Origin of the sequence: Pseudomonas sp. NY15181 (assembly GCF_048068055.1) — a bacterium.
Classification (GTDB): Bacteria; Pseudomonadota; Gammaproteobacteria; order Pseudomonadales; family Pseudomonadaceae; genus Pseudomonas.
Genome location: NZ_JBLUPT010000004.1, coordinates 13,016 through 31,026 on the forward strand (window position 1 = coordinate 13,016; position 18,011 = coordinate 31,026).

General features: G+C 65.4%; 16 protein-coding genes. 9 read left to right on the forward strand and 7 right to left on the reverse strand.

The genetic code is table 11. From position 1 onward, the window contains the following. The first annotated feature begins 73 nt into the window (after nucleotides 1–73). Nucleotides 74–874, forward strand: a complete 801-nt coding sequence (locus tag ACNFBT_RS11835; protein ID WP_416749490.1) for a cyclic nucleotide-binding domain-containing protein — start codon at nucleotides 74–76, stop codon at nucleotides 872–874. A 530-nt stretch (nucleotides 875–1,404) separates the two neighbouring features. Here ACNFBT_RS11835 and ACNFBT_RS11840 read toward each other — a convergent pair. Genes ACNFBT_RS11840 through ACNFBT_RS11860 form a run of 5 tightly spaced genes read right to left on the reverse strand, consistent with a single transcriptional unit; the run spans nucleotide 1,405 to nucleotide 6,072 of the window. Then, nucleotides 1,405–2,292 carry a ChaN family lipoprotein gene (locus tag ACNFBT_RS11840; protein WP_416749492.1) on the reverse strand — a complete coding sequence of 296 codons (888 nt, stop codon included), beginning with the start codon at nucleotides 2,290–2,292 and terminating at the stop codon, nucleotides 1,405–1,407. A gap of 11 nt (nucleotides 2,293–2,303) precedes the next feature. Continuing rightward, nucleotides 2,304–3,071 (reverse strand): heme ABC transporter ATP-binding protein, encoded by a 768-nt coding sequence (locus ACNFBT_RS11845; protein WP_416749494.1) that lies wholly within the window; start codon nucleotides 3,069–3,071, stop codon nucleotides 2,304–2,306. Further along, the gene (locus tag ACNFBT_RS11850; protein ID WP_416750098.1) at nucleotides 3,071–4,054 is read right to left on the reverse strand and encodes a FecCD family ABC transporter permease; all 984 of its coding nucleotides are present in this window, start codon (nucleotides 4,052–4,054) and stop codon (nucleotides 3,071–3,073) included. Before ACNFBT_RS11850 ends, ACNFBT_RS11845 begins: the two co-directional genes overlap by 1 nt. A gap of 50 nt (nucleotides 4,055–4,104) precedes the next feature. Then, nucleotides 4,105–4,998, reverse strand: a complete 894-nt coding sequence (locus ACNFBT_RS11855) for a heme/hemin ABC transporter substrate-binding protein (RefSeq protein ID WP_416749496.1) — start codon at nucleotides 4,996–4,998, stop codon at nucleotides 4,105–4,107. Nucleotides 4,999–5,007: 9 nt separating this feature from the next. After that, nucleotides 5,008–6,072: a hemin-degrading factor gene (locus tag ACNFBT_RS11860; protein WP_416749498.1), complete on the reverse strand. Its 1,065-nt coding sequence runs from the start codon at nucleotides 6,070–6,072 to the stop codon at nucleotides 5,008–5,010. 498 nt (nucleotides 6,073–6,570) lie between these two features. Between ACNFBT_RS11860 and ACNFBT_RS11865 the strand changes: the two genes are divergently transcribed. Beyond that, nucleotides 6,571–6,900: a Rieske (2Fe-2S) protein gene (locus tag ACNFBT_RS11865; protein ID WP_416749500.1), complete on the forward strand. Its 330-nt coding sequence runs from the start codon at nucleotides 6,571–6,573 to the stop codon at nucleotides 6,898–6,900. 107 nt (nucleotides 6,901–7,007) lie between these two features. On the opposite strand, the gene sfsA is transcribed toward ACNFBT_RS11865, so the two are convergent. Both sfsA and ACNFBT_RS11875 read right to left on the reverse strand, forming a co-directional pair. Next, entirely contained in the window at nucleotides 7,008–7,715 is a 708-nt protein-coding gene (sfsA, locus tag ACNFBT_RS11870; protein WP_416749502.1) for a DNA/RNA nuclease SfsA, read from the reverse strand. Then, nucleotides 7,715–8,887 (reverse strand): pyridoxal phosphate-dependent aminotransferase, encoded by a 1,173-nt coding sequence (locus ACNFBT_RS11875; protein ID WP_416749504.1) that lies wholly within the window; start codon nucleotides 8,885–8,887, stop codon nucleotides 7,715–7,717. The genes sfsA and ACNFBT_RS11875 overlap by 1 nt, the downstream gene beginning before the upstream one ends. Nucleotides 8,888–9,220: 333 nt before the next feature. Between ACNFBT_RS11875 and dksA the strand changes: the two genes are divergently transcribed. From dksA to folK, 7 genes are all read left to right on the forward strand, one after another. Further along, nucleotides 9,221–9,664 (forward strand): RNA polymerase-binding protein DksA, encoded by a 444-nt coding sequence (gene dksA, locus ACNFBT_RS11880; RefSeq protein ID WP_015478905.1) that lies wholly within the window; start codon nucleotides 9,221–9,223, stop codon nucleotides 9,662–9,664. A 67-nt stretch (nucleotides 9,665–9,731) separates the two neighbouring features. Next, a complete protein-coding gene (gene gluQRS, locus ACNFBT_RS11885; RefSeq protein ID WP_416749507.1) occupies nucleotides 9,732–10,619 on the forward strand; it encodes a tRNA glutamyl-Q(34) synthetase GluQRS in 888 nt (295 codons plus the stop codon). An 84-nt stretch (nucleotides 10,620–10,703) separates the two neighbouring features. Then, the gene (locus tag ACNFBT_RS11890) at nucleotides 10,704–10,880 is read left to right on the forward strand and encodes a hypothetical protein (RefSeq protein ID WP_275608689.1); all 177 of its coding nucleotides are present in this window, start codon (nucleotides 10,704–10,706) and stop codon (nucleotides 10,878–10,880) included. After that, a complete protein-coding gene (locus tag ACNFBT_RS11895; protein WP_416749509.1) occupies nucleotides 10,864–13,815 on the forward strand; it encodes a sensor histidine kinase in 2,952 nt (983 codons plus the stop codon). The genes ACNFBT_RS11890 and ACNFBT_RS11895 overlap by 17 nt, the downstream gene beginning before the upstream one ends. 26 nt (nucleotides 13,816–13,841) lie before the next feature. Next, a complete protein-coding gene (locus ACNFBT_RS11900; protein ID WP_416749511.1) occupies nucleotides 13,842–15,278 on the forward strand; it encodes a sigma-54-dependent transcriptional regulator in 1,437 nt (478 codons plus the stop codon). Between the two features lie 758 nt (nucleotides 15,279–16,036). After that, a complete protein-coding gene (locus tag ACNFBT_RS11905) occupies nucleotides 16,037–17,443 on the forward strand; it encodes a polynucleotide adenylyltransferase PcnB (RefSeq protein ID WP_416749513.1) in 1,407 nt (468 codons plus the stop codon). Beyond that, nucleotides 17,440–17,925 carry a 2-amino-4-hydroxy-6-hydroxymethyldihydropteridine diphosphokinase gene (gene folK / locus ACNFBT_RS11910; protein WP_416749515.1) on the forward strand — a complete coding sequence of 162 codons (486 nt, stop codon included), beginning with the start codon at nucleotides 17,440–17,442 and terminating at the stop codon, nucleotides 17,923–17,925. The genes ACNFBT_RS11905 and folK overlap by 4 nt, the downstream gene beginning before the upstream one ends. Nucleotides 17,926–18,011: the final 86 nt, after the last annotated feature.

Sequence of the window (18,011 nt, forward strand, 5' to 3'; positions counted from 1 at the left end):
AAAGTACCTGTCCGCTTATGGTCTCAGGGCCCTTCGTGCGCCCTCGACTGCCGCCATTCAAGGAATTACGGCCATGTACCTACTCGGTGAACAACCTGCCTATGCCGATGAGCTGATCAACCGCCTGCAGGGAATACCGGTGCAACTGCTCGCTGGCCTGGCGCCCTGCGGCGAACCGATCCGCCTTGAACGCTCCGACGATCTCGAGGCCGAGCTGCCCGACAAGCACCTGTTCCTCATCGAGAATGGCCTGGTCCATGCCCTGGTGGACGAGCGCCCGCTGTTTTATCTGCAGGAAGGCGACCTGATCGGCCTGCGCCAGGGAATCGACCTGCCGCCCTGCCGCTACATCACCGAAGAGCCGCTGTGCCTGATCCCCTATTCGCGCAGCGAAGTGCTCCGCCATATCCATGACGACGAGCACCGCCAGGAGCTCTTCCTGCACTACCTGATCGGCCATACCGCCCTGCTCTCCGACGCCCTGGCACACCTGAAGCAGCCGGAGATCCGCCCGGCCACCGGCTTCCAGCACTTCGCCGCCGGCGCACAGCTGATCCAGCAGGGCGACGACGCCGAGCATGTATTCATCATCATCGAGGGACATGCCGAGGCCTTCGTCGACGGGCAGAAGGTCGGTGACGTGCAGAAGGACGAGATCTTTGGCGCCATGGCGGTGTTCACCCGTGAGAAACGCAGCGCCACGGTGATCGCCAGCGAGCCCTGCACGGTGATGATCATCCCCAAGGACCAGTTCCTCAGCCTGATGCAGAGCAATCCGCGCATCGCCCACAGCCTGATCGAAGGCATGGCCCGGCGCATCGACCTACTGAACAAGGAGGTCACCCAGCTGCGCGTGCAACGCCAGGCCGGCTGAGGCTCATCCCCAACCAGAAGCCCGGCCCTGCGCCGGGCTTTTCGTTTTTCGGAAAGGCTGCCTTCGCAGGCGCGAAAAAACTTCGCGCAAGAAGGTTGACTTGCAAATGATAATGATTATTATTGACTCATCTGGTCGCGAGGCCAGACGATAAGCTCAAGAGACCACGTAGTCGGACTCTTCAGATTATCTCCTCATCAGGCTAATCACGGTTTTAGACCCGGCACTTTGCCGGGTCTTTTTTTGCCTGCGTTTTGGTATCGGGGGCAACGATCCGCACGCGCCCGGCCATCGATCACGGGAAGAAAAAAGCGTTGACTCCCAATTGATAATGGTTATTATTACCACGCTGGCCGCGAGGCCAGTTGGATAAGCTCGAGAGACCACGCAGTCGGACTCTTCAGATTATCTCCTCATCAGGCTAATCACGGTTTCGACCCGGCACTTTGCCGGGTCTTTTTTTGCCCGAGATAAACGCAGCGCCAATGAAAACGGGGCCTCCCGGCCCCGTCCATGGTTGCTCGCCAGCGTTACTGGCGTAACGTCGCGCAATAGTCCGTAGGCGGCAGCGCCGGTGTGTACCAGGCGTAGTCCGCCTGCGCCGGAGCAACCGTCTTCCCCACCTCGGCCAGCATCAGCACCTGCAGGCCCTGCCCCGCCCCCAGGTCCTCCAGATGCAGCGGCACGCCCAAGTCACGGCGCGCATGGAAGCCGCCGGCGATCATCAGCGCCGGCCCGGGCGCCGCCTTCAGACGCTCCGCCATGCGCCGATCGCGCTGTTGCTGTACCGCCAGCATCGCCGGCAACTGGCCTGCCGGCAGCAGGCCGCAATGGGATTCACGCAGGTCATCCAACAGGCTGTTGCGCACCGTGCCTGTGGTGGAGCGCACGCCTTCCAGTACCGGCTGTTCGGCATAGATGCGCATGATCTCGCTGCGATCCAGGTTGGCCGACAGCAAAGGCGCCGGCTGTTTCACCAGCCAGGTCACCAGCGGACCATAGAGCGACCAGTCCCAGCCCGGCTGCCAAGCCAGTGCACCCAGCAGACCCGTCGGCACCTCGCCCCTGGCCGCTGCCGCCTGGGCGGCGGCAACGCGCGACTGCTGGTTCGGATTGATCATCTCCATCAGCACGCTGCCGCTCGGGCGTCGCTCCGCGAGGGCGCGCGCCAGCCAGAGTTCCAGGGCGTGATGGTCCGGATTGTCGTGCTGCTCGCCCACCAGCACCCGCGGCGCCGAGGCCAGCCGGTCGAGCAACTGCTGTGGCGTGAGTTGCTCTCCGCTGTGCAGGTCACGAATGACGCCCAGTTCGGCGCTGCTCCGTCCCTCCGGACTCTGCCAGGCCGGCAGCGGCGGTGCGGAGGTGTGGCTCTGGCAGGCGCCCAGCAGCGCCAGCACGGCAATCAGCAGGTACTTCACGTGGGCTCCCTTCAGCGGGCGATGATCAGCGGGTGACCGCGTTCGGGATGCCGCTGGACCAGCACGTCCAGCCCGAACACCGCACGCAAGGGTTCGGCGCACAGCACTTCCTCCGGCGTTCCCTGCAGGTGCGGCCGCCCCTGGTGCAGCAACAGCAGGCGATCACAGTAGCGCGCAGCCAGATTCAGGTCATGCAGGATCACCAGTACCGCCGCGCCGCGGTTGGCGAACTCGCGCACCGCCTGCAGCGTGGTGTGCTGGTGGAGGGGATCGAGCGCCGAGGTCGGCTCGTCGAGCAACAACACCTGCTCCCCGCTGCCCGGCCAGAGTTGCGCCAACACACGCGCCAGATGCACGCGCTGGCGCTCGCCCCCGGAGAGCGCCAGGTAATTGCGCCCGGCCAGATGGGTTGCATCCGCCGCCTCCAACGCCGCCGCGACGATCTCGCGGTCACGCTGGCGGCCGCTGTCGTGGGGCAGGCGCCCGAAGCCGACCACCGCTTCGACAGTGAAAGCGAAATTTAGCGTCGACGATTGCGGCAACACCGCCAGACGACGTGCGCGCTCGGTGCCCTGCCAGTCTTCCAGCGGACGGCCATCGAGACTCACTGCACCGCCGGACAGCGGCAACTCACCGTTAAGCGCCCCGAGCAAGGTGCTCTTGCCCGCCCCGTTCGGCCCCAGCACGCCGAGCACTTGCCCCGGCTGCATGGTCACACTCACGTTCTGCAGCACCGTCTGCGTGCCGCGCTTCACCCGAAGGTTATCTGCCGTCAGCATCAGGAGCGCCCCCGTATCAGCAGGTAGAGGAAGAACGGCGCACCGATCAGCGCGGTGACGATACCGATCGGCAGCTCCGCCGGTGCCAGCGCCAGCCGCGCCACCAGGTCGGCGAGCAGCAGCAGGATGGCGCCGCCGAACATGGATGCCGGCAGCAGTACGCGGTGATCGGGGCCGACGATCAGGCGCAACAGATGCGGCACCACCAGGCCGATGAAGCCGATCATGCCGGCCGCCGCCACCGCCGCCCCGACGCCCAGCGCCGTGCAGAGGATCAACTCGACCTTCAGGCGCTCGACGTCGAAGCCCAGGTGGCGCGCCTCGGACTCGCCCAGCAGCAGCGCATTCAGCGCATCCACCCGGCGCGGCAGCCAGCAGGCCACCAGCAGGGTGATCGACAGCAACGGCCACAACCGGGGATAGCTGGCACCGTTCAGGCTGCCAAGGTTCCAGAAGGTCAGGGTGCGCAGCGTGGCGTCGTCGGCCAGGTAAGTGAACAGCCCGATCAGCGCCCCGGCCAGCGCCGTAAGCGCGATGCCTGCCAGCAGCATGGTGGCCACGCTGGTCTGCCCATTGCGCCGCCCCAGGCGATAGACCAGCGCCGTCACCAGCAGACCACCGGCGAAAGCGCTGGCGGAGAGCAGATAAGGTGCGAAGGCTTCCGGCAACCCACCAATGGACGCACCGAAGACGATGGCGATCGCCGCCCCCAGGGCCGCGCCGCTGGAAACGCCAATCAGGCCGGGATCGGCCAGCGGATTGCGGAACAGCCCCTGCATGGCCACGCCAGCCAGCGCCAGCACCCCGCCAGCGGCGACGCCCAGCAGGGTGCGCGGCAGACGTATCTGGCCGACGATCAGCTCGGCCTGCCCCAGGCCGTCGGCGGAAACCGGCAGACCGAGCAGGCGCGCCAGTGCCCGCAACGTATCGCCCAAAGGCAGGCTCACCGGCCCAAGGGCCAGCGACAACCAGAGAACCAGCAGCAGAAGAAAACCGAGTAGCAGGAACAGTGGTCGAGCAGCAACGATCCGAGTCAAGGACGACCTTCCGAGTTCAGGGCCTGGGCGGAAGGATAAAAGGCTCGGGAGAGACTGGCCAATCCATCTGGAATGCGCGGTCCCAGACCGCCGACCAGGAGCGTCGGATCGAGGATCACCACGCGCCCTTCACGCAGCGCGCGGATCGCCATCAGGCCGGGGTTCTGCCGGGGTAGCGCGGCGCGGGCTTTGTCGCCGTCCAGGCTGCGATCGGCAAGGACCACCACGTGAGGATCGAGCGCAGTCAGCGCCTCGGTGGAAAGCGCCTTGTAGCCCGTGTGCGTGGCGAGGTTGTGACCGCCGGAATGCCGGATCAGCCAGTCGCCGGAGGTACCCTGCCCCGCCACCAGCAGGTTGCCGCCGGCATGTCCGAGCAGCAGCACGACACCTGGGGCAGTCTGGGTGGCCTGTGCCTTTTTCACCCACGCGGCCTGGTTTTCGATGCGTGCATCGAAGTCCGCCGCTGCGTCTTTCGCCCGCTCCGGCGTGCCGAGCAGTTCGCCCAGGCGCAGCAGGTTGTCGCGCAGCACCTGTTCATCGGCCATTGCCGAGAGCATCTCGATCCGCACTCCGGCGGCACGCAGCTGTTGCAGTACCGGCGGCGGCCCCATCTCATCGCTGCCGAGCAGCAGGTCCGGCTTCAGCGCGAGAACGCCTTCGGCGGACAACTGGCGCTGATAGCCAATCTTCGGCAGGCGCCGAAGACTGGCCGGATGCAGGCTGGTGGTATCGACGCCGACCAGCCTGGACTCACCGCCCAGGGCCACTACCCATTCGCTCAGCGCCCCACCGGCGCTGATCCAGCGCTGGGTCAGGCTCTCCGCCGCCAGATTGGAGGCGACCAGGCACAGACCGGCGAAGAGACCGATCAACAGAGGACGTACCGTCATGATCGCTCCTCAGCGTGCCGGGAAGGATTCGGCGAGCGAGCGCCATTCCTGCAGTTCGGGCACGCCTGGCTTGCGCGCACCGAACACCTGCAGCACCAACTCGCCCGCCGCATCGAAGGCTTCCCAACTGGTGATCACACCGTCACTGCTGGGCTTGCGCACGCGCCACAGCTCGCGCACGCCGGAAGTATTCAGGTGCAGGTTGAACAGCGGATCGAGAATGTTGAACCAGTCGTCCAGCCATTTCAGGTTATCCACAGTGCCGGTGTGGATCTGGATGCAATGGGCGTTGCCAACGAAGATCATGATCGGCACGCAGCGCTCGCCCGCCGACTCCAGCAGGCGCGGCAGCTCGGTGGTGTCCAGCGGCTCGGCCCATTCACGACCGGCCAGACGCAAGGCCTGGGCACGCTCGACCCCATGCTTCTTCAGCAGCGCGAAGAAGTGGTGGGTGTCCTTCAGCGTGGCCCAGCCGTCCTGCAGTGCGGCCACATCGATGTACCCGTCGGCCAGCGCGACGGCCTTGGGCGGCGCCTGGACCAGGTCCAGCCACTCGCTCTGCTCCTCGGCGCGGAAGCGTCTCACCAAGGGTGCCCAGGCAGATGCCGCGCTCTTGTCGGTCAGGAACACCTTGTGCACCGCCGTGCCCTGGCGGTCGAACACCTGGAGGCTGCGCTGGATGCCATGACCGGTCTCTTCACTGATGGCGAACGCACTGTGCCAGCCGCCCAGGAACAGGCGCAGGTCGATATCCGGGGACACCACCAGGCCCATCTGCCCGTTGGCCGACACCGTGACCTCGCGATACGGCCCTTTGCGCTCGTGCACGCAGTGCTCGTTGCGGGTCAGCGCCATGACCTCCCCGAGTTCCCCCAGCGCCGGCAGCAGGGTGGACCACTCCGGACGCAGGCGCACGGCATCCACCGACAGCCGGCTGGCGGTCAGCTCGGCCTCGCTCCCGCCCAGACGCCGGGCAGCGTCACGGGCGCGCAAGCGCGGCTGTTCAGCGCACAGCGCCTGCCAGGTGCGATACAACTCAGGGGCTGGACGGGATTTCGGGCTTGGGATGGTCATCGCAGAAGTCCTCGTTCAAAGGGGGCCGCCGCATCGCGCGGCAGGGAGGAACTGTGCCACAAGAAGCCAAATTATTGATAATAATTTGCATTTAGATTTGTCTGAGATTATGGTCTGCGCCGAGCCTCCGACCCCGTCTTCGGTGCACTGTTACGCAGCGATCAACAACCTCAGCCATCAACGGCGTGCTCGACCTGGGGTATGATGTCCCCCTGCAAATGCTTCGGCAGCGATCCGTTCTGGCCGCTGGCGCAGCCCGGCATCCCATCGACGACTCCGAAATCCCCGTACGCGTCTGGCGGCTACAACTGCCGGACCTGAGCGGCTGGGTGAAGATCCCTCTGGCGCCCCTATTCGAGAACAGTCCCTCCTGGATAGCCCCCAGCCCGACCGTCATGCCACGGCCAAACGGATCACCCTCTTCAGCACAGGGATGTGCACCCTCTTCCGGTCCTGCCGTCCGCGCGCGGATAATGCCCGCCCCCGATGGAGAACCCGATGATCCTGCTCTGCTCCCCGCACGAACTGGCCGAAGGCCAGAGCCGGGGCTTCAAGGCCGGCGGCCTGAACCTTTTCGTGGTGCGCCGCCAAGGTCGCCTTTACGCCTACCGCAACCGCTGCCCCCACCGGGAAATCCCGCTGGGGTATGACGCGGAGAACTTTCTCGATAGCAGTGGCCGCCTGTTGCAGTGCGGCCACCACGGGGCGTTGTTCCTGATCGAATCCGGGGAGTGCATCCAGGGGCCGTGCCTGGGAGATGGACTGGAGGCATTGCCCTGTCATGAGGATGAGCAGGGGATCTGGCTGGATGAGCTGGACGAGGCGTAGCTCGGCTGGGCGGGTTCGCAAGCAAGCGCGCTCCTTCGAAGAGCAGCAGGGCGCAGACCTGTAGGAGCGAGCGTGCTCGCGAAGAATCCCCCGCAGCGGAATCTCGGCTAAAGCAATACCTTCAACGATTGGCCAAGACGGAGATCCTGCAAATCGATCTGCGCGCCATAGGCCAGCACTTCCACCCCGGCGTTACGCGCCTCCGCCAGCGCCGCGGCATAGGCCGGGTCGATCTCCGCCGCCGGGCGCACCGCATCGATATCCGAGAGGTTTACCGCATACAGCAGCACGGCGCGCATGCCCTCGCGAGCCAGCGTCGCCAGCTCGCGCAGGTGCTTGGCACCGCGCTGCGTAACGGCGTCCGGAAAGGCAGCGACCCGGGTGTCGTCGAAGCCCAGGGTGACGCTTTTCACTTCGACGTACACCGGCTTGCCGGCGAACATCAGGCGGAAATCGGCACGGCTGTTCTCCTGCCCATAGGCCACCTCCCGGCGCAGCTCATCGAAGCCCGCAAGCTCGGTCACGCTGCCGGCCAGCAGCGCTTCCTCCACCAGTCGGTTCGCGCGGCCGGTGTTCACGCAGGCCAGGCGGCCCTGCGGGGTTTCCACCAGTTCCCAGGTGCCCGGCAGCTTGCGCTTGGGGTCATTGGAGCGACTGAACCAGACCCGGCAACCCTCGCTCATGCAGTTGAGCATCGAGCCGGTGTTCGGGCAGTGGATGGTCAGACGCTCGCCACTGGCGGTCTCGATGTCCGCCAGGAAGCGTTTGTAGCGCTTGATCAGGCGCGCCTCTTCCAGCGCCGGTTCGAAGCGCATCAGGGACGCCAGGTCTTCAGGCCACGGGCGATGCGTTCCACCGCCTGCTGCAGACGCTCGACACTCTGGGTGTAGGCGAAGCGCACATGGTGCGACGCCTGGTAGCGGCCGAAGTCCACCCCGGGGGTGAAGGCGACGTGCTCGGTCTCGATGAAGTGCTGGCAGAACGCATAGGCATCGCCGCCGAAGGCGCTGATGTCCGCATACAGGTAGAAGGCGCCCTCCGGCTCCACCGCGATGCCGAAGCCCAGTTCCCGCAGCGCCGGCAGCAGGTAGTCGCGGCGGCGGGCGAACTCGGCACGGCGCTCCTCGAAGATCGCTATGGTCTCGGGTTCGAAGCAGGCCAGCGCGGCATGCTGGGCCATGCTTGGCGCGCTGATGTAGAGGTTCTGCGCGAGCTTCTCCAGCTCACCGACCGCATCGATCGGCGCCACCAGCCAGCCCAGGCGCCAGCCGGTCATGCCGAAATACTTGGAGAAACTGTTGAGGACGAAGGCGTCGTCGTCCACTTCCAGCACGCTGGTGGCGTCGGCTCCATAGGTCAGGCCGTGGTAGATCTCGTCGACTACCAGATGGCCGCCACGCGCCTTCAGCGTGGCCGACAGTGCGACCAGTTCATCCCGGTGCAACACCGTGCCGGTAGGATTCGCCGGCGATGCTGCCAGAGCGCCTACACTGTCATGATCCCAGTGCCGCTCGATGAGGTCGGGCGTGAGCTGGTAGCGGCTCTCCGGCCCCACCGGCACCAGCTGCGCGGCGCCTTCGACCAGGCGCAGGAAGTGGCGATTGCACGGATAGCCCGGATCGGCCAGCAACCAGTGCTTGCCCGGGTCCACCAGCAGGCTGCTGGCGAGCAGCAGCGCGCCGGAGCCACCGGGCGTGATGAGGATGCGCTGCGGGTCGATCGACAGGCCATAGCGCTCGGCGTAGAAGCCGGCGATGGCCTCGCGCAGCGCCGGTATGCCCCGGGCGGCGGTGTAGCGGGTATGTCCGGCGGCCAGCGCGGCCTGGCCTGCGGCGATGATCGGCGCGGCGGTGGTGAAATCCGGCTCGCCGATTTCCAGGTGAATGACGTCGTGGCCCGCCGCCTGCAACTCGTTGGCGCGCGCCAGCAGCGCCATGACGTGGAAGGGCTCGATGGCGCGACTGCGTGCACTGTAGGAAGTAGCCATAGGTTTTCCGAACTTTACGACAAGGTGGCGATTCTAACAGGCCACCGAGCGACACAGGTGGAGCGGCGAAGATTGGCTGATCCACCCGAAATATGCGCGATTCACTCACGAAAAACAGGTGATCGTGCAGTGGTTTTCAAAAAATCCGGTAGCGACGCCTATCGGGTCGGCGACCAGGTCGCTGGGTCATGTGCGGGCGCGTGCAGGCTCGACAACAGGGAGTAGCGTCCCCGTTATCGTTCTGGTAAGTTCGCCCGCTTGCGAGCGCGGGGCCGGCAGTGCCGGAGAGGGACCATCCGCGAGAGGATTAGCGAGAGTGAGAGGCGGTCATCCATGCCCACCAAAGCAAAACAACAGAGCAGCCAACTGATTCGTGGCTTCGAGCCCTACCAGGAAACCAAGGGCGAGGAGTACATGAGCGATCGCATGCGCGCGCACTTCACCTCCATCCTCAACAAGTGGAAAGTTGAGCTGATGGAAGAAGTGGACCGCACCGTGCACCACATGCAGGACGAAGCGGCGAACTTCCCGGACCCAGCCGACCGCGCCAGCCAGGAAGAAGAGTTCAGCCTCGAGCTGCGTGCCCGCGACCGCGAGCGCAAGCTGATCAAGAAGATCGACGAGACCCTGCAGCTGATCGAAGACAACGATTACGGCTGGTGCGACTCCTGCGGCGTCGAGATCGGCATCCGCCGTCTGGAAGCCCGCCCCACCGCCACCCTGTGCATCGACTGCAAGACCCTGGCGGAAATCAAGGAAAAGCAGCTGGGTTCCTGAGCCTGGTTGATCCCGAACGGGGCGCTGCGGCGCCCCGTTTCGTTTCCGTCCTATAAAGAGAGCCTCCATGCCCGCTTCCCGCTACGTCGGACGCTTCGCCCCTACGCCCAGCGGCTACCTGCACTTCGGCTCACTGGTCGCGGCCGTCGCTTCCTACCTGGACGCACGCGCGGTCGGCGGCAAATGGCTGGTGCGCATGGAAGACCTCGACCCTCCACGGGAGATGCCCGGCGCCCAGGCGGCGATCCTGGAGACCCTCGAACGCTACGGCTTCGAATGGGACGGCCCGCTGGAGCGCCAGAGCGAGCGTGGCGATGTCTACGCCGCACAGGTCGAGCAATGGCTGCGCAGCGGCCTGGCCTACGCCTGCACCTGCTCGCGCAAGCAGCTCGAAGGCACCCACGGCATCTATCCAGGCACCTGCCGCGACGCCCAGCATGACTGGCACGGCGACGTTGCCATCCGCATCCGCGTGCCGGAACTGGACTATCGCTTCACAGACCGCCTGCAGGGCGAGTTCCGCCAGCACCTGGGACGCGAGGTCGGCGACTTCATCATCCGCCGCCGCGACGGCCTGTTCGCCTATCAGCTGGCCGTGGTACTGGACGATGCCTGGCAGGGTGTTACCGACATCGTCCGCGGCGCCGACCTGCTGGACAACACCCCGCGCCAGCTCTACCTGCAGGAACTGCTCGGCATCGCCGCGCCGCGTTACCTGCACGTGCCGCTGATCATCCAGCCCGACGGCCACAAGCTGGGCAAGTCCTACCGCTCGCCACCGCTGGAAGCCGATCACGCCGCCCCACTGCTGGTGCGCGCGCTGAAGGCGCTGGGCCAGAAGCCGCCCGCCGAACTGCTACAGGCCGCACCGCGCGAAGTGCTCGCCTGGGGTATCGCAAACTGGGACGCCGAGGCCATCCCCCACAGCCTGACGCTGGAAGACGCGCGCCTCTAGACTTGTACCTGTCCCCAGTGGCGGCCGGCTTGCCGGCGACTGTGCGCACAGGTAGCCTGCCCGCCGAACAACGAGAGAGACGACATGTACATCTATCGACTGGTGCTGCTTCTGGTCGTGGGCATCTACCTGTTCTCACCGGCCATCATGGACTGGTGGATCGAGCCCCACGGCGCCTGGTACCGCCCGTACCTGCTGTGGCTGATCCTGATCGTCGTCACCTTCATCCTGCAGAGCCAGCGCGATGCTGACGAGCTTTAGCCTTACCCAGCTGATCCTGATCAGCGCCTCCTACCTGATGGTTCTCTTCGGCGTTGCCTGGATCACCGAGCGCGGCTTCGTGCCGCGCTGGCTGGTGCGCCATCCGCTGATCTACACCCTGTCGCTGGGCGTGTACGCCAGCGCCTGGGCCTTCTATGGCACGGTCGGGCTGGCCTACCAGTACGGCTATGGCTTCCTGGCGATCTACCTGGGCGTCTCCGGTGCCTTCCTGCTCGCGCCGGTGCTGCTCTACCCGATCCTGCGCATCACCCGCGCGTACCAGTTGTCCTCGCTGGCCGACCTGTTCGCCTTCCGCTTCCGCAGCACCTGGGCCGGCGCGCTGACCACGGTGTTCATGCTGATCGGCGTGCTGCCGATGCTGGCGTTGCAGATCCAGGCGGTGACCGATTCGATCAGCATCCTCACCCGCGAGTCCGAGCCCAACCGCGCGGCCCTGGCCTTCTGCGCGCTGATCACCCTGTTCGCCATCCTCTTCGGTGCGCGCCACATCGCCACCCGCGAGCGCCATGAAGGGCTGGTGATGGCCATCGCCTTCGAGTCGCTGGTCAAGCTGGTGGCGCTGGGCGCCATCGGCCTGTTCGCCCTCTATGGCGTGTTCGGCGGTCCGGACGGCCTGGAAGTCTGGCTGCTGCAGAACCAGGAAGCCCTGAGCACCCTGCACACGCCGCTGGCCGAGGGGCCGTGGCGCACGCTGCTGCTGGTGTTCTTCGCCTCGGCCATCGTGATGCCGCACATGTTCCACATGACCTTCACCGAAAACCTCAACCCGCGCGCACTGCTCAGCGCCAGCTGGGGCCTGCCGCTGTTCCTGCTGCCGATGAGCCTGGCGGTGCCGCCGATCCTCTGGGCCGGTCTGCACCTGGGTGCCTCGACCAACCCGGAATACTTCACCCTCGGCCTGGGCATTTCGGTGGACAGCCCGGCCCTGGCGCTGACCGCCTTCATCGGCGGCATCTCCGCCGCCAGCGGCCTGATCATCGTGATGACCCTGGCGCTCTCGGGCATGGTGCTCAACCACCTGGTGCTGCCGCTCTACCAGCCGCCGGCCGAAGGCAACATCTACCGCTGGCTGAAGTGGACCCGGCGCGCGCTGATCGCCGCGATCATCATGGCCGGCTATGCCTTCTACCTGCTGCTGGGCGCCGAGCAGGACCTGTCGAACTTAGGGATAGTCTCCTTCGTCGCCACCCTGCAATTCCTCCCCGGCGCGCTGGCCGTGCTCTACTGGCCGACCGCCAACCGCCGCGGCTTCATCGCCGGCCTGGTCGCCGGCATGCTGGTGTGGGGCGTGACCATGCTCACACCGCTGATCGCGAACCTGCAGAGCATCTACGTACCGCTGTTCGATTCGCTCTACGTGCTCGACGACACCACCTGGCACCTCGCGGCGCTGGCCTCATTGGCCGCCAACGTGCTGGTGTTCACCCTGGTCTCTCTGTTCACCGAGGCCAGCGACGAGGAAAAGGGCGCCGCCGAAGCCTGCGCCGTGGATAACGTGCGCCGCCCGCAACGCCGCGAGCTGATCGCCGTCTCTCCGCAGGAGTTCGCCAGCCAGCTGTCCAAGCCGTTGGGCGCCAAGACCGCCCAGCGCGAAGTGGAGCAGGCCCTGCGCGACCTGCACCTGCCGTTCGACGAGCGCCGTCCCTATGCCCTGCGCCGCCTGCGCGACCGCATCGAGGCCAACCTCTCCGGCCTGATGGGCCCGAGCGTGGCCCAGGACATGGTGGAAACCTTCCTGCCCTATAAAGCCAGCAGTGAAAGCTACGTCACCGAGGACATCCACTTCATCGAGAGCCGCCTGGAGGACTACCACTCCCGGCTCACCGGCCTTGCCGCCGAACTCGATACCCTGCGCCGCTATCACCGCCAGACCCTGCAGGACCTGCCCATGGGCGTGTGCTCGCTGGCCAAGGACCAGGAAATCCTCATGTGGAACCGCGCCATCGAAGACCTCACCGGGGTCAGCGCGCAGCGCGTGGTCGGCTCGCGCCTGGCCGCCCTGCCCGAGCCCTGGAAGGGCCTGCTGGAAGGCTTCATCGAGGCGCCGGACGAACACCTGCACAAGCAGCGCCTGTCCATCGAGGGGCAGACTCGCTGGCTGAACCTGCACAAGGCGGCGATCGAGGAGCCATTGGCGCCCGGTAACAGCGGCCTGGTACTGCTGGTGGAAGACCTCACCGAAACCCAATCCCTGGAAGACAAGCTGATCCATTCCGAGCGCCTGGCCTCCATCGGCCGCCTCGCCGCCGGCGTCGCCCACGAGATCGGCAACCCGATCACCGGCATCGCCTGCCTCGCGCAGAACCTGCGCGAAGAGCGCGAGGGCGACAGCGAGCTGACCGAAATCAGCGGACAGATCCTCGAACAGACCAAGCGCGTGTCACGCATCGTGCAGTCGCTGATGAGCTTCGCCCACGCTGGCGGCAAGCAGGTGGCTGCCGAGCCGGTGTGCCTGGCCGACGTCGCCCAGGAAGCCATTGGCCTGCTATCGCTGAACAAGCGCAGCGTCGACGTTCAATTCTTCAACCTCTGCGATCCGGCGCATTGGGTCGAAGGCGACTCCCAGCGCCTGGCCCAGGTCCTGATCAACCTGCTCTCCAACGCCCGCGACGCCTCGCCGCCCAACGGCGCGATCCGCGTACGCACCGAGGCTCAGGAGCAAACCATCGACCTGATCGTCGAGGACGAAGGCAGCGGAATTCCCAAGTCGATCATCGAGCGCCTGTTCGAACCCTTCTTCACGACCAAGGACCCCGGCAAGGGGACCGGCCTGGGCCTCGCGCTGGTCTATTCGATCGTGGAAGAGCATTATGGGCAAATCACCATAGACAGCCCGGCTGACCCCGAACGCGAATGCGGTACCCGCATCAGCGTCACTTTGCCGCGGCATCCTGGCCCGACGGCCGAGCAGTAAACGAGCACGTCGAGAGAGCTGAATACATGGCACATATCCTCATCGTCGAAGACGAAACCATCATCCGTTCCGCCCTGCGACGGCTGCTCGAACGGAACCAGTACCAGGTCAGCGAAGCTGGCTCCGTGCAGGAGGCCCAGGAGCGTTACAGCATTCCGTCGTTCGACATGATCGTCAGCGACCTGCGCCTGCCCGGCGCACCGGGCACCGAACTGATCAAGCTGGCCCAGGGCACCCCGGTGCTGATCATGACCAGCTACGCCAGCCTGCGCTCGGCGGTGGACTCGATGAAGATGGGCGCGGTGGACTACATCGCCAAGCCCTTCGACCACGACGAAATGCTCCAGGCCGTGGCGCGCATCCTCAAGGACCGCCAGGAGAACCGTAACGCCCCTGCCGAAGCCCGCGGTAACGCCAAGGCCGCAGAACGTAGCAGCGGTAACACCGCCCCGGCGGATGGCGAGATCGGCATCATCGGCTCCTGCCCGCCCATGCAGGAGCTGTACACCAAGATCCGCAAGGTCGCGCCCACCGATTCGAATGTGCTGATCCAGGGCGAGTCCGGTACCGGCAAGGAACTGGTCGCCCGCGCCCTGCATAATCTGTCCAAGCGCACCAAGGCACCGCTGATCTCGGTGAACTGCGCGGCGATCCCGGAAACCCTGATCGAATCCGAACTGTTCGGCCATGAGAAGGGCGCGTTCACCGGCGCCAGCGCGGGCCGCGCGGGTCTGGTGGAAGCCGCCGACGGTGGCACGCTGTTCCTCGACGAGATCGGTGAGCTGCCGCTCGAAGCCCAGGCGCGCCTGCTGCGCGTGCTGCAGGAAGGCGAGATCCGTCGCGTGGGTTCGGTGCAGTCGCAGAAGGTGGACGTGCGACTGATCGCAGCCACCCACCGCGACCTGAAGATGCTGGCCAAGACCGGCCAGTTCCGCGAAGACCTTTATTACCGCCTGCACGTCATCTCGCTGAAGCTGCCGCCGCTGCGCGAGCGTGGCGCGGACGTCATGGAGATCGCCCGCTCCTTCCTGGCGCGCCAGTGCTCGCAGATGGGGCGCCCGGCGCTGAGCTTCTCCCACGAGGCCGAACAGGCCATCCGTCACTACCCGTGGCCGGGTAACGTGCGCGAACTGGAGAACGCCATCGAGCGCGCGGTGATCCTCAGCGAAGGCCTGGAGATTCCCGCCGACCTGCTGGGCATCGACATCGAGCTGGACGATCTGGAAGACGACTTCGCAGAAGAGCTCGACGCCCGCCCGACCAACGGCAACGCCAGCAACCACGAGCCCACCGAGGATCTGTCGCTGGAAGACTACTTCCAGCACTTCGTCCTCGAGCACCAGGATCACATGACCGAAACCGAGCTGGCCCGCAAGCTGGGCATCAGCCGCAAATGCCTGTGGGAACGTCGCCAGCGCCTGGGCATCCCGCGCCGCAAATCCGGTGCTTCGGCCGACTCGTAGGACGTTTCACACTGTTACCGGAGACATGCTCCGTAACAAAAGCCGGGTTCATCGGTAACGGAAACCCGGCTTTTTTGTGCCTGTCGCTCAGAGGGCAATCCTCGCAAACCATTGAAAAATAAGGATTTGCAAAAGTTGGCACGGCATCTGCTTTGTTATTGGCACAACAACAATAACAAGCACGACAACTCAAAATAAGAACAAGACGAAACGACTCCAGCACAACAAAAACAAAATCGCGGAGGCGCAGCTAACTGATTCTTTTGGAGAAGAGTAGCCGTCGGGACCAGTCCCGCAACCAGTCAGAGAAGAATAAAACTGCTTGAAGGCAGCACGAGGACTGGTTGGATCGCAAGATCATCGCTTACTCAGCGACCAAAGCAATCCGTTTGCTATTGGATCCCCTCATGGGGAGCATCCCCGAAGCAACTGGCTTCGAGGGACGGGTCAACAAACAAAAACAACAAGCCCGGCATCATAATAAAAACAAAGCACGCACCTATTTGGGGGGGAGCCTCGGCTCCCCCAGTAGCTTTCGCTACACCCTCTCCCCTTTCCCCCGCAAGTCCTTTTTTCCTCTTTTCTTCATCATCCCACCCCACGATGCTAGAATCGCCGCGGCGCAGACGGCACCCGATTTGCTGCCATTTGTTTCCAGGCAGCAGAATACGCCCGGCATCCGCTCGAAACGCCCAGGCTACAGGGCTGACCGGAACCTGCGTTGGCTACCCCCACATTCATTCCCCGATAGTGCACACATGCTGAAAAAGCTGATCCAGTCCATCCGATCCCCACTGCGCCGTCCGCGCGCCGTCCGCACTACCCCGGAAGTCATTGGCAACCATCAGCATTCGTTGCGGCGGGATCAGTTCAGCAGGAACGCGGTGAATGTCGTGGAGCGCCTGACCAAGGCCGGCTACCAGGCCTACATCGTCGGCGGCGGTGTACGCGACCCGCTGCTGGGCATTGCGCCGAAGGACTTCGACGTCGCCACCAGCGCAACCCCCGAGCAGGTTCGCGCGGAGTTCCGCAACGCGCGGGTAATCGGCCGCCGCTTCAAGCTGGTCCATGTCCACTTCGGTCGCGAGATCATCGAGGTCGCGACCTTCCGCGCCAACCATCCGCAGACCGATGACGATGCCGACAGCGCCCACGCCTCGCGCAACGAAGCCGGCCGCATCCTGCGCGACAACGTGTACGGCACGCTGGAGGATGACGCGCAACGCCGTGACTTCACCATCAACGCCCTGTATTTCGACGTCACCGGCGAGCGCATCCTCGACTACGCCCACGGCGTGCATGACATTCGCAACCGCCTGGTGCGCCTGATCGGCGACCCGGAGCAACGTTACCTCGAAGACCCGGTGCGCATGCTGCGTGCCGTGCGCTTCGCCGCCAAGCTGGGCTTCGAGATCGAGAAGCACAGCGCCGCGCCGATCCGCCGCCTGGCCCATCTACTCAACGAAATCCCGTCGGCGCGCCTGTTCGACGAGGTACTCAAGCTGTTCCTGAGTGGCAAGGCCGAACGTACCTTCGAACTGCTCAACGAGTACGACCTGTTCGCACCGTTGTTCCCGGCCAGCGCCAAGGCTCTCAAAGAGAACCCCGAATACGCCGGCAAGCTGATGCGCCAGGCACTGGCCAACACTGACGAACGCATCCGTCAGGGCAAGCCGGTCACCCCGGCCTTCCTGTTCGCCGCGCTGCTCTGGCCCGCCCTGCCAGCACGTGCCCTGAAGCTGCAGGAGCGCGGCATGCCGCCGATCCCGGCGATGCAGGAAGCCGCCCACGAGTTGATCATCGAACAGTGCAAGCGCACGGCGGTACCCAAGCGCTTCACCATCCCGATCCGGGAGATCTGGGACATGCAGGAACGCCTGCCACGTCGCCAGGGCAAGAAAGCCGACCTGCTGCTGGAAAACCCGCGCTTCCGCGCCGGCTACGACTTCCTCCTGCTGCGCGAGAGCGCCGGCGAGGAAACCGGCGGCCTGGGCGACTGGTGGACCGACTACCAGGATGCCAGCGATGGCGAGCGCCGCGGGATGATCCGCGATCTCTCCAGCCAGGAAGAAAGCAGCGGCGCGCCGCGTAAGCGCCGCCGTGGCGGAGCCAACCGCCGCCGCCGCGGTCCGCGTAACGGCGGTGAAGGCACCGGTAACGAATGAGCGAGCGCGTCTACATCGGACTCGGCAGTAACCTCGCCGAGCCGCGCCAGCAACTCGAGGCGGCGCTGAACGCCCTTCAGCAGTTGCCAGCGACCTCGCTGGCCGGCATCTCGCCCCTCTACGCCAGCGACCCGCTGGGCCCGCCGGACCAGCCGCGCTACGTCAATGCCGTGGCGGCGCTGGACACCGAACTGGAACCGCTGGCGCTGCTCGATGCCTTGCAAGCCATCGAGTTGGAGCAAGGCCGTGTGCGCAAAGACGAACGCTGGGGCCCGCGCACGCTCGACCTCGACATCCTGCTGTTCGGCGACCGCCTGATCGACGAGCCTCGCCTGCAGGTACCGCACTACCACATGCACGCCCGCGCCTTCGTGCTCTACCCGCTGGCGGACCTCGCCCCGCAGCTGCAGTTGCCCAACGGCCGGACCTTGCCTGATCTGCTGGCCGCCTGTCCGTTCTCCGGGCTGGAGCGGCTGTCCTGAGGCATCCTGCGCCCCATGTGGGGCACAGTGGCAGTAACGCCGTAACAGTCCGGTAACACCCGCAATTGACTTCGGTCCGCCCCATC

Excerpts from the sequence above, each read along its gene's own strand:
- ACNFBT_RS11905 (WP_416749513.1), top strand. The coding sequence starts at position 16,037 with ATGCTGAAAAAGCTGATCCAGTCCATCCGATCCCCACTGCGCCGTCCG.
- ACNFBT_RS11835 (WP_416749490.1), top strand. The coding sequence starts at position 74 with ATGTACCTACTCGGTGAACAACCTGCCTATGCCGATGAGCTGATCAAC.
- ACNFBT_RS11860 (WP_416749498.1), bottom strand. The coding sequence starts at position 6,072 with ATGACCATCCCAAGCCCGAAATCCCGTCCAGCCCCTGAGTTGTATCGC.
- folK (WP_416749515.1), top strand. The coding sequence starts at position 17,440 with ATGAGCGAGCGCGTCTACATCGGACTCGGCAGTAACCTCGCCGAGCCG.
- ACNFBT_RS11875 (WP_416749504.1), bottom strand. The coding sequence starts at position 8,887 with ATGGCTACTTCCTACAGTGCACGCAGTCGCGCCATCGAGCCCTTCCAC.
- ACNFBT_RS11855 (WP_416749496.1), bottom strand. The coding sequence starts at position 4,998 with ATGACGGTACGTCCTCTGTTGATCGGTCTCTTCGCCGGTCTGTGCCTG.
- dksA (WP_015478905.1), top strand. The coding sequence starts at position 9,221 with ATGCCCACCAAAGCAAAACAACAGAGCAGCCAACTGATTCGTGGCTTC.
- sfsA (WP_416749502.1), bottom strand. The coding sequence starts at position 7,715 with ATGCGCTTCGAACCGGCGCTGGAAGAGGCGCGCCTGATCAAGCGCTAC.
- ACNFBT_RS11895 (WP_416749509.1), top strand. The coding sequence starts at position 10,864 with ATGCTGACGAGCTTTAGCCTTACCCAGCTGATCCTGATCAGCGCCTCC.
- gluQRS (WP_416749507.1), top strand. The coding sequence starts at position 9,732 with ATGCCCGCTTCCCGCTACGTCGGACGCTTCGCCCCTACGCCCAGCGGC.
- ACNFBT_RS11865 (WP_416749500.1), top strand. The coding sequence starts at position 6,571 with ATGATCCTGCTCTGCTCCCCGCACGAACTGGCCGAAGGCCAGAGCCGG.
- ACNFBT_RS11845 (WP_416749494.1), bottom strand. The coding sequence starts at position 3,071 with ATGCTGACGGCAGATAACCTTCGGGTGAAGCGCGGCACGCAGACGGTG.
- ACNFBT_RS11900 (WP_416749511.1), top strand. The coding sequence starts at position 13,842 with ATGGCACATATCCTCATCGTCGAAGACGAAACCATCATCCGTTCCGCC.
- ACNFBT_RS11890 (WP_275608689.1), top strand. The coding sequence starts at position 10,704 with ATGTACATCTATCGACTGGTGCTGCTTCTGGTCGTGGGCATCTACCTG.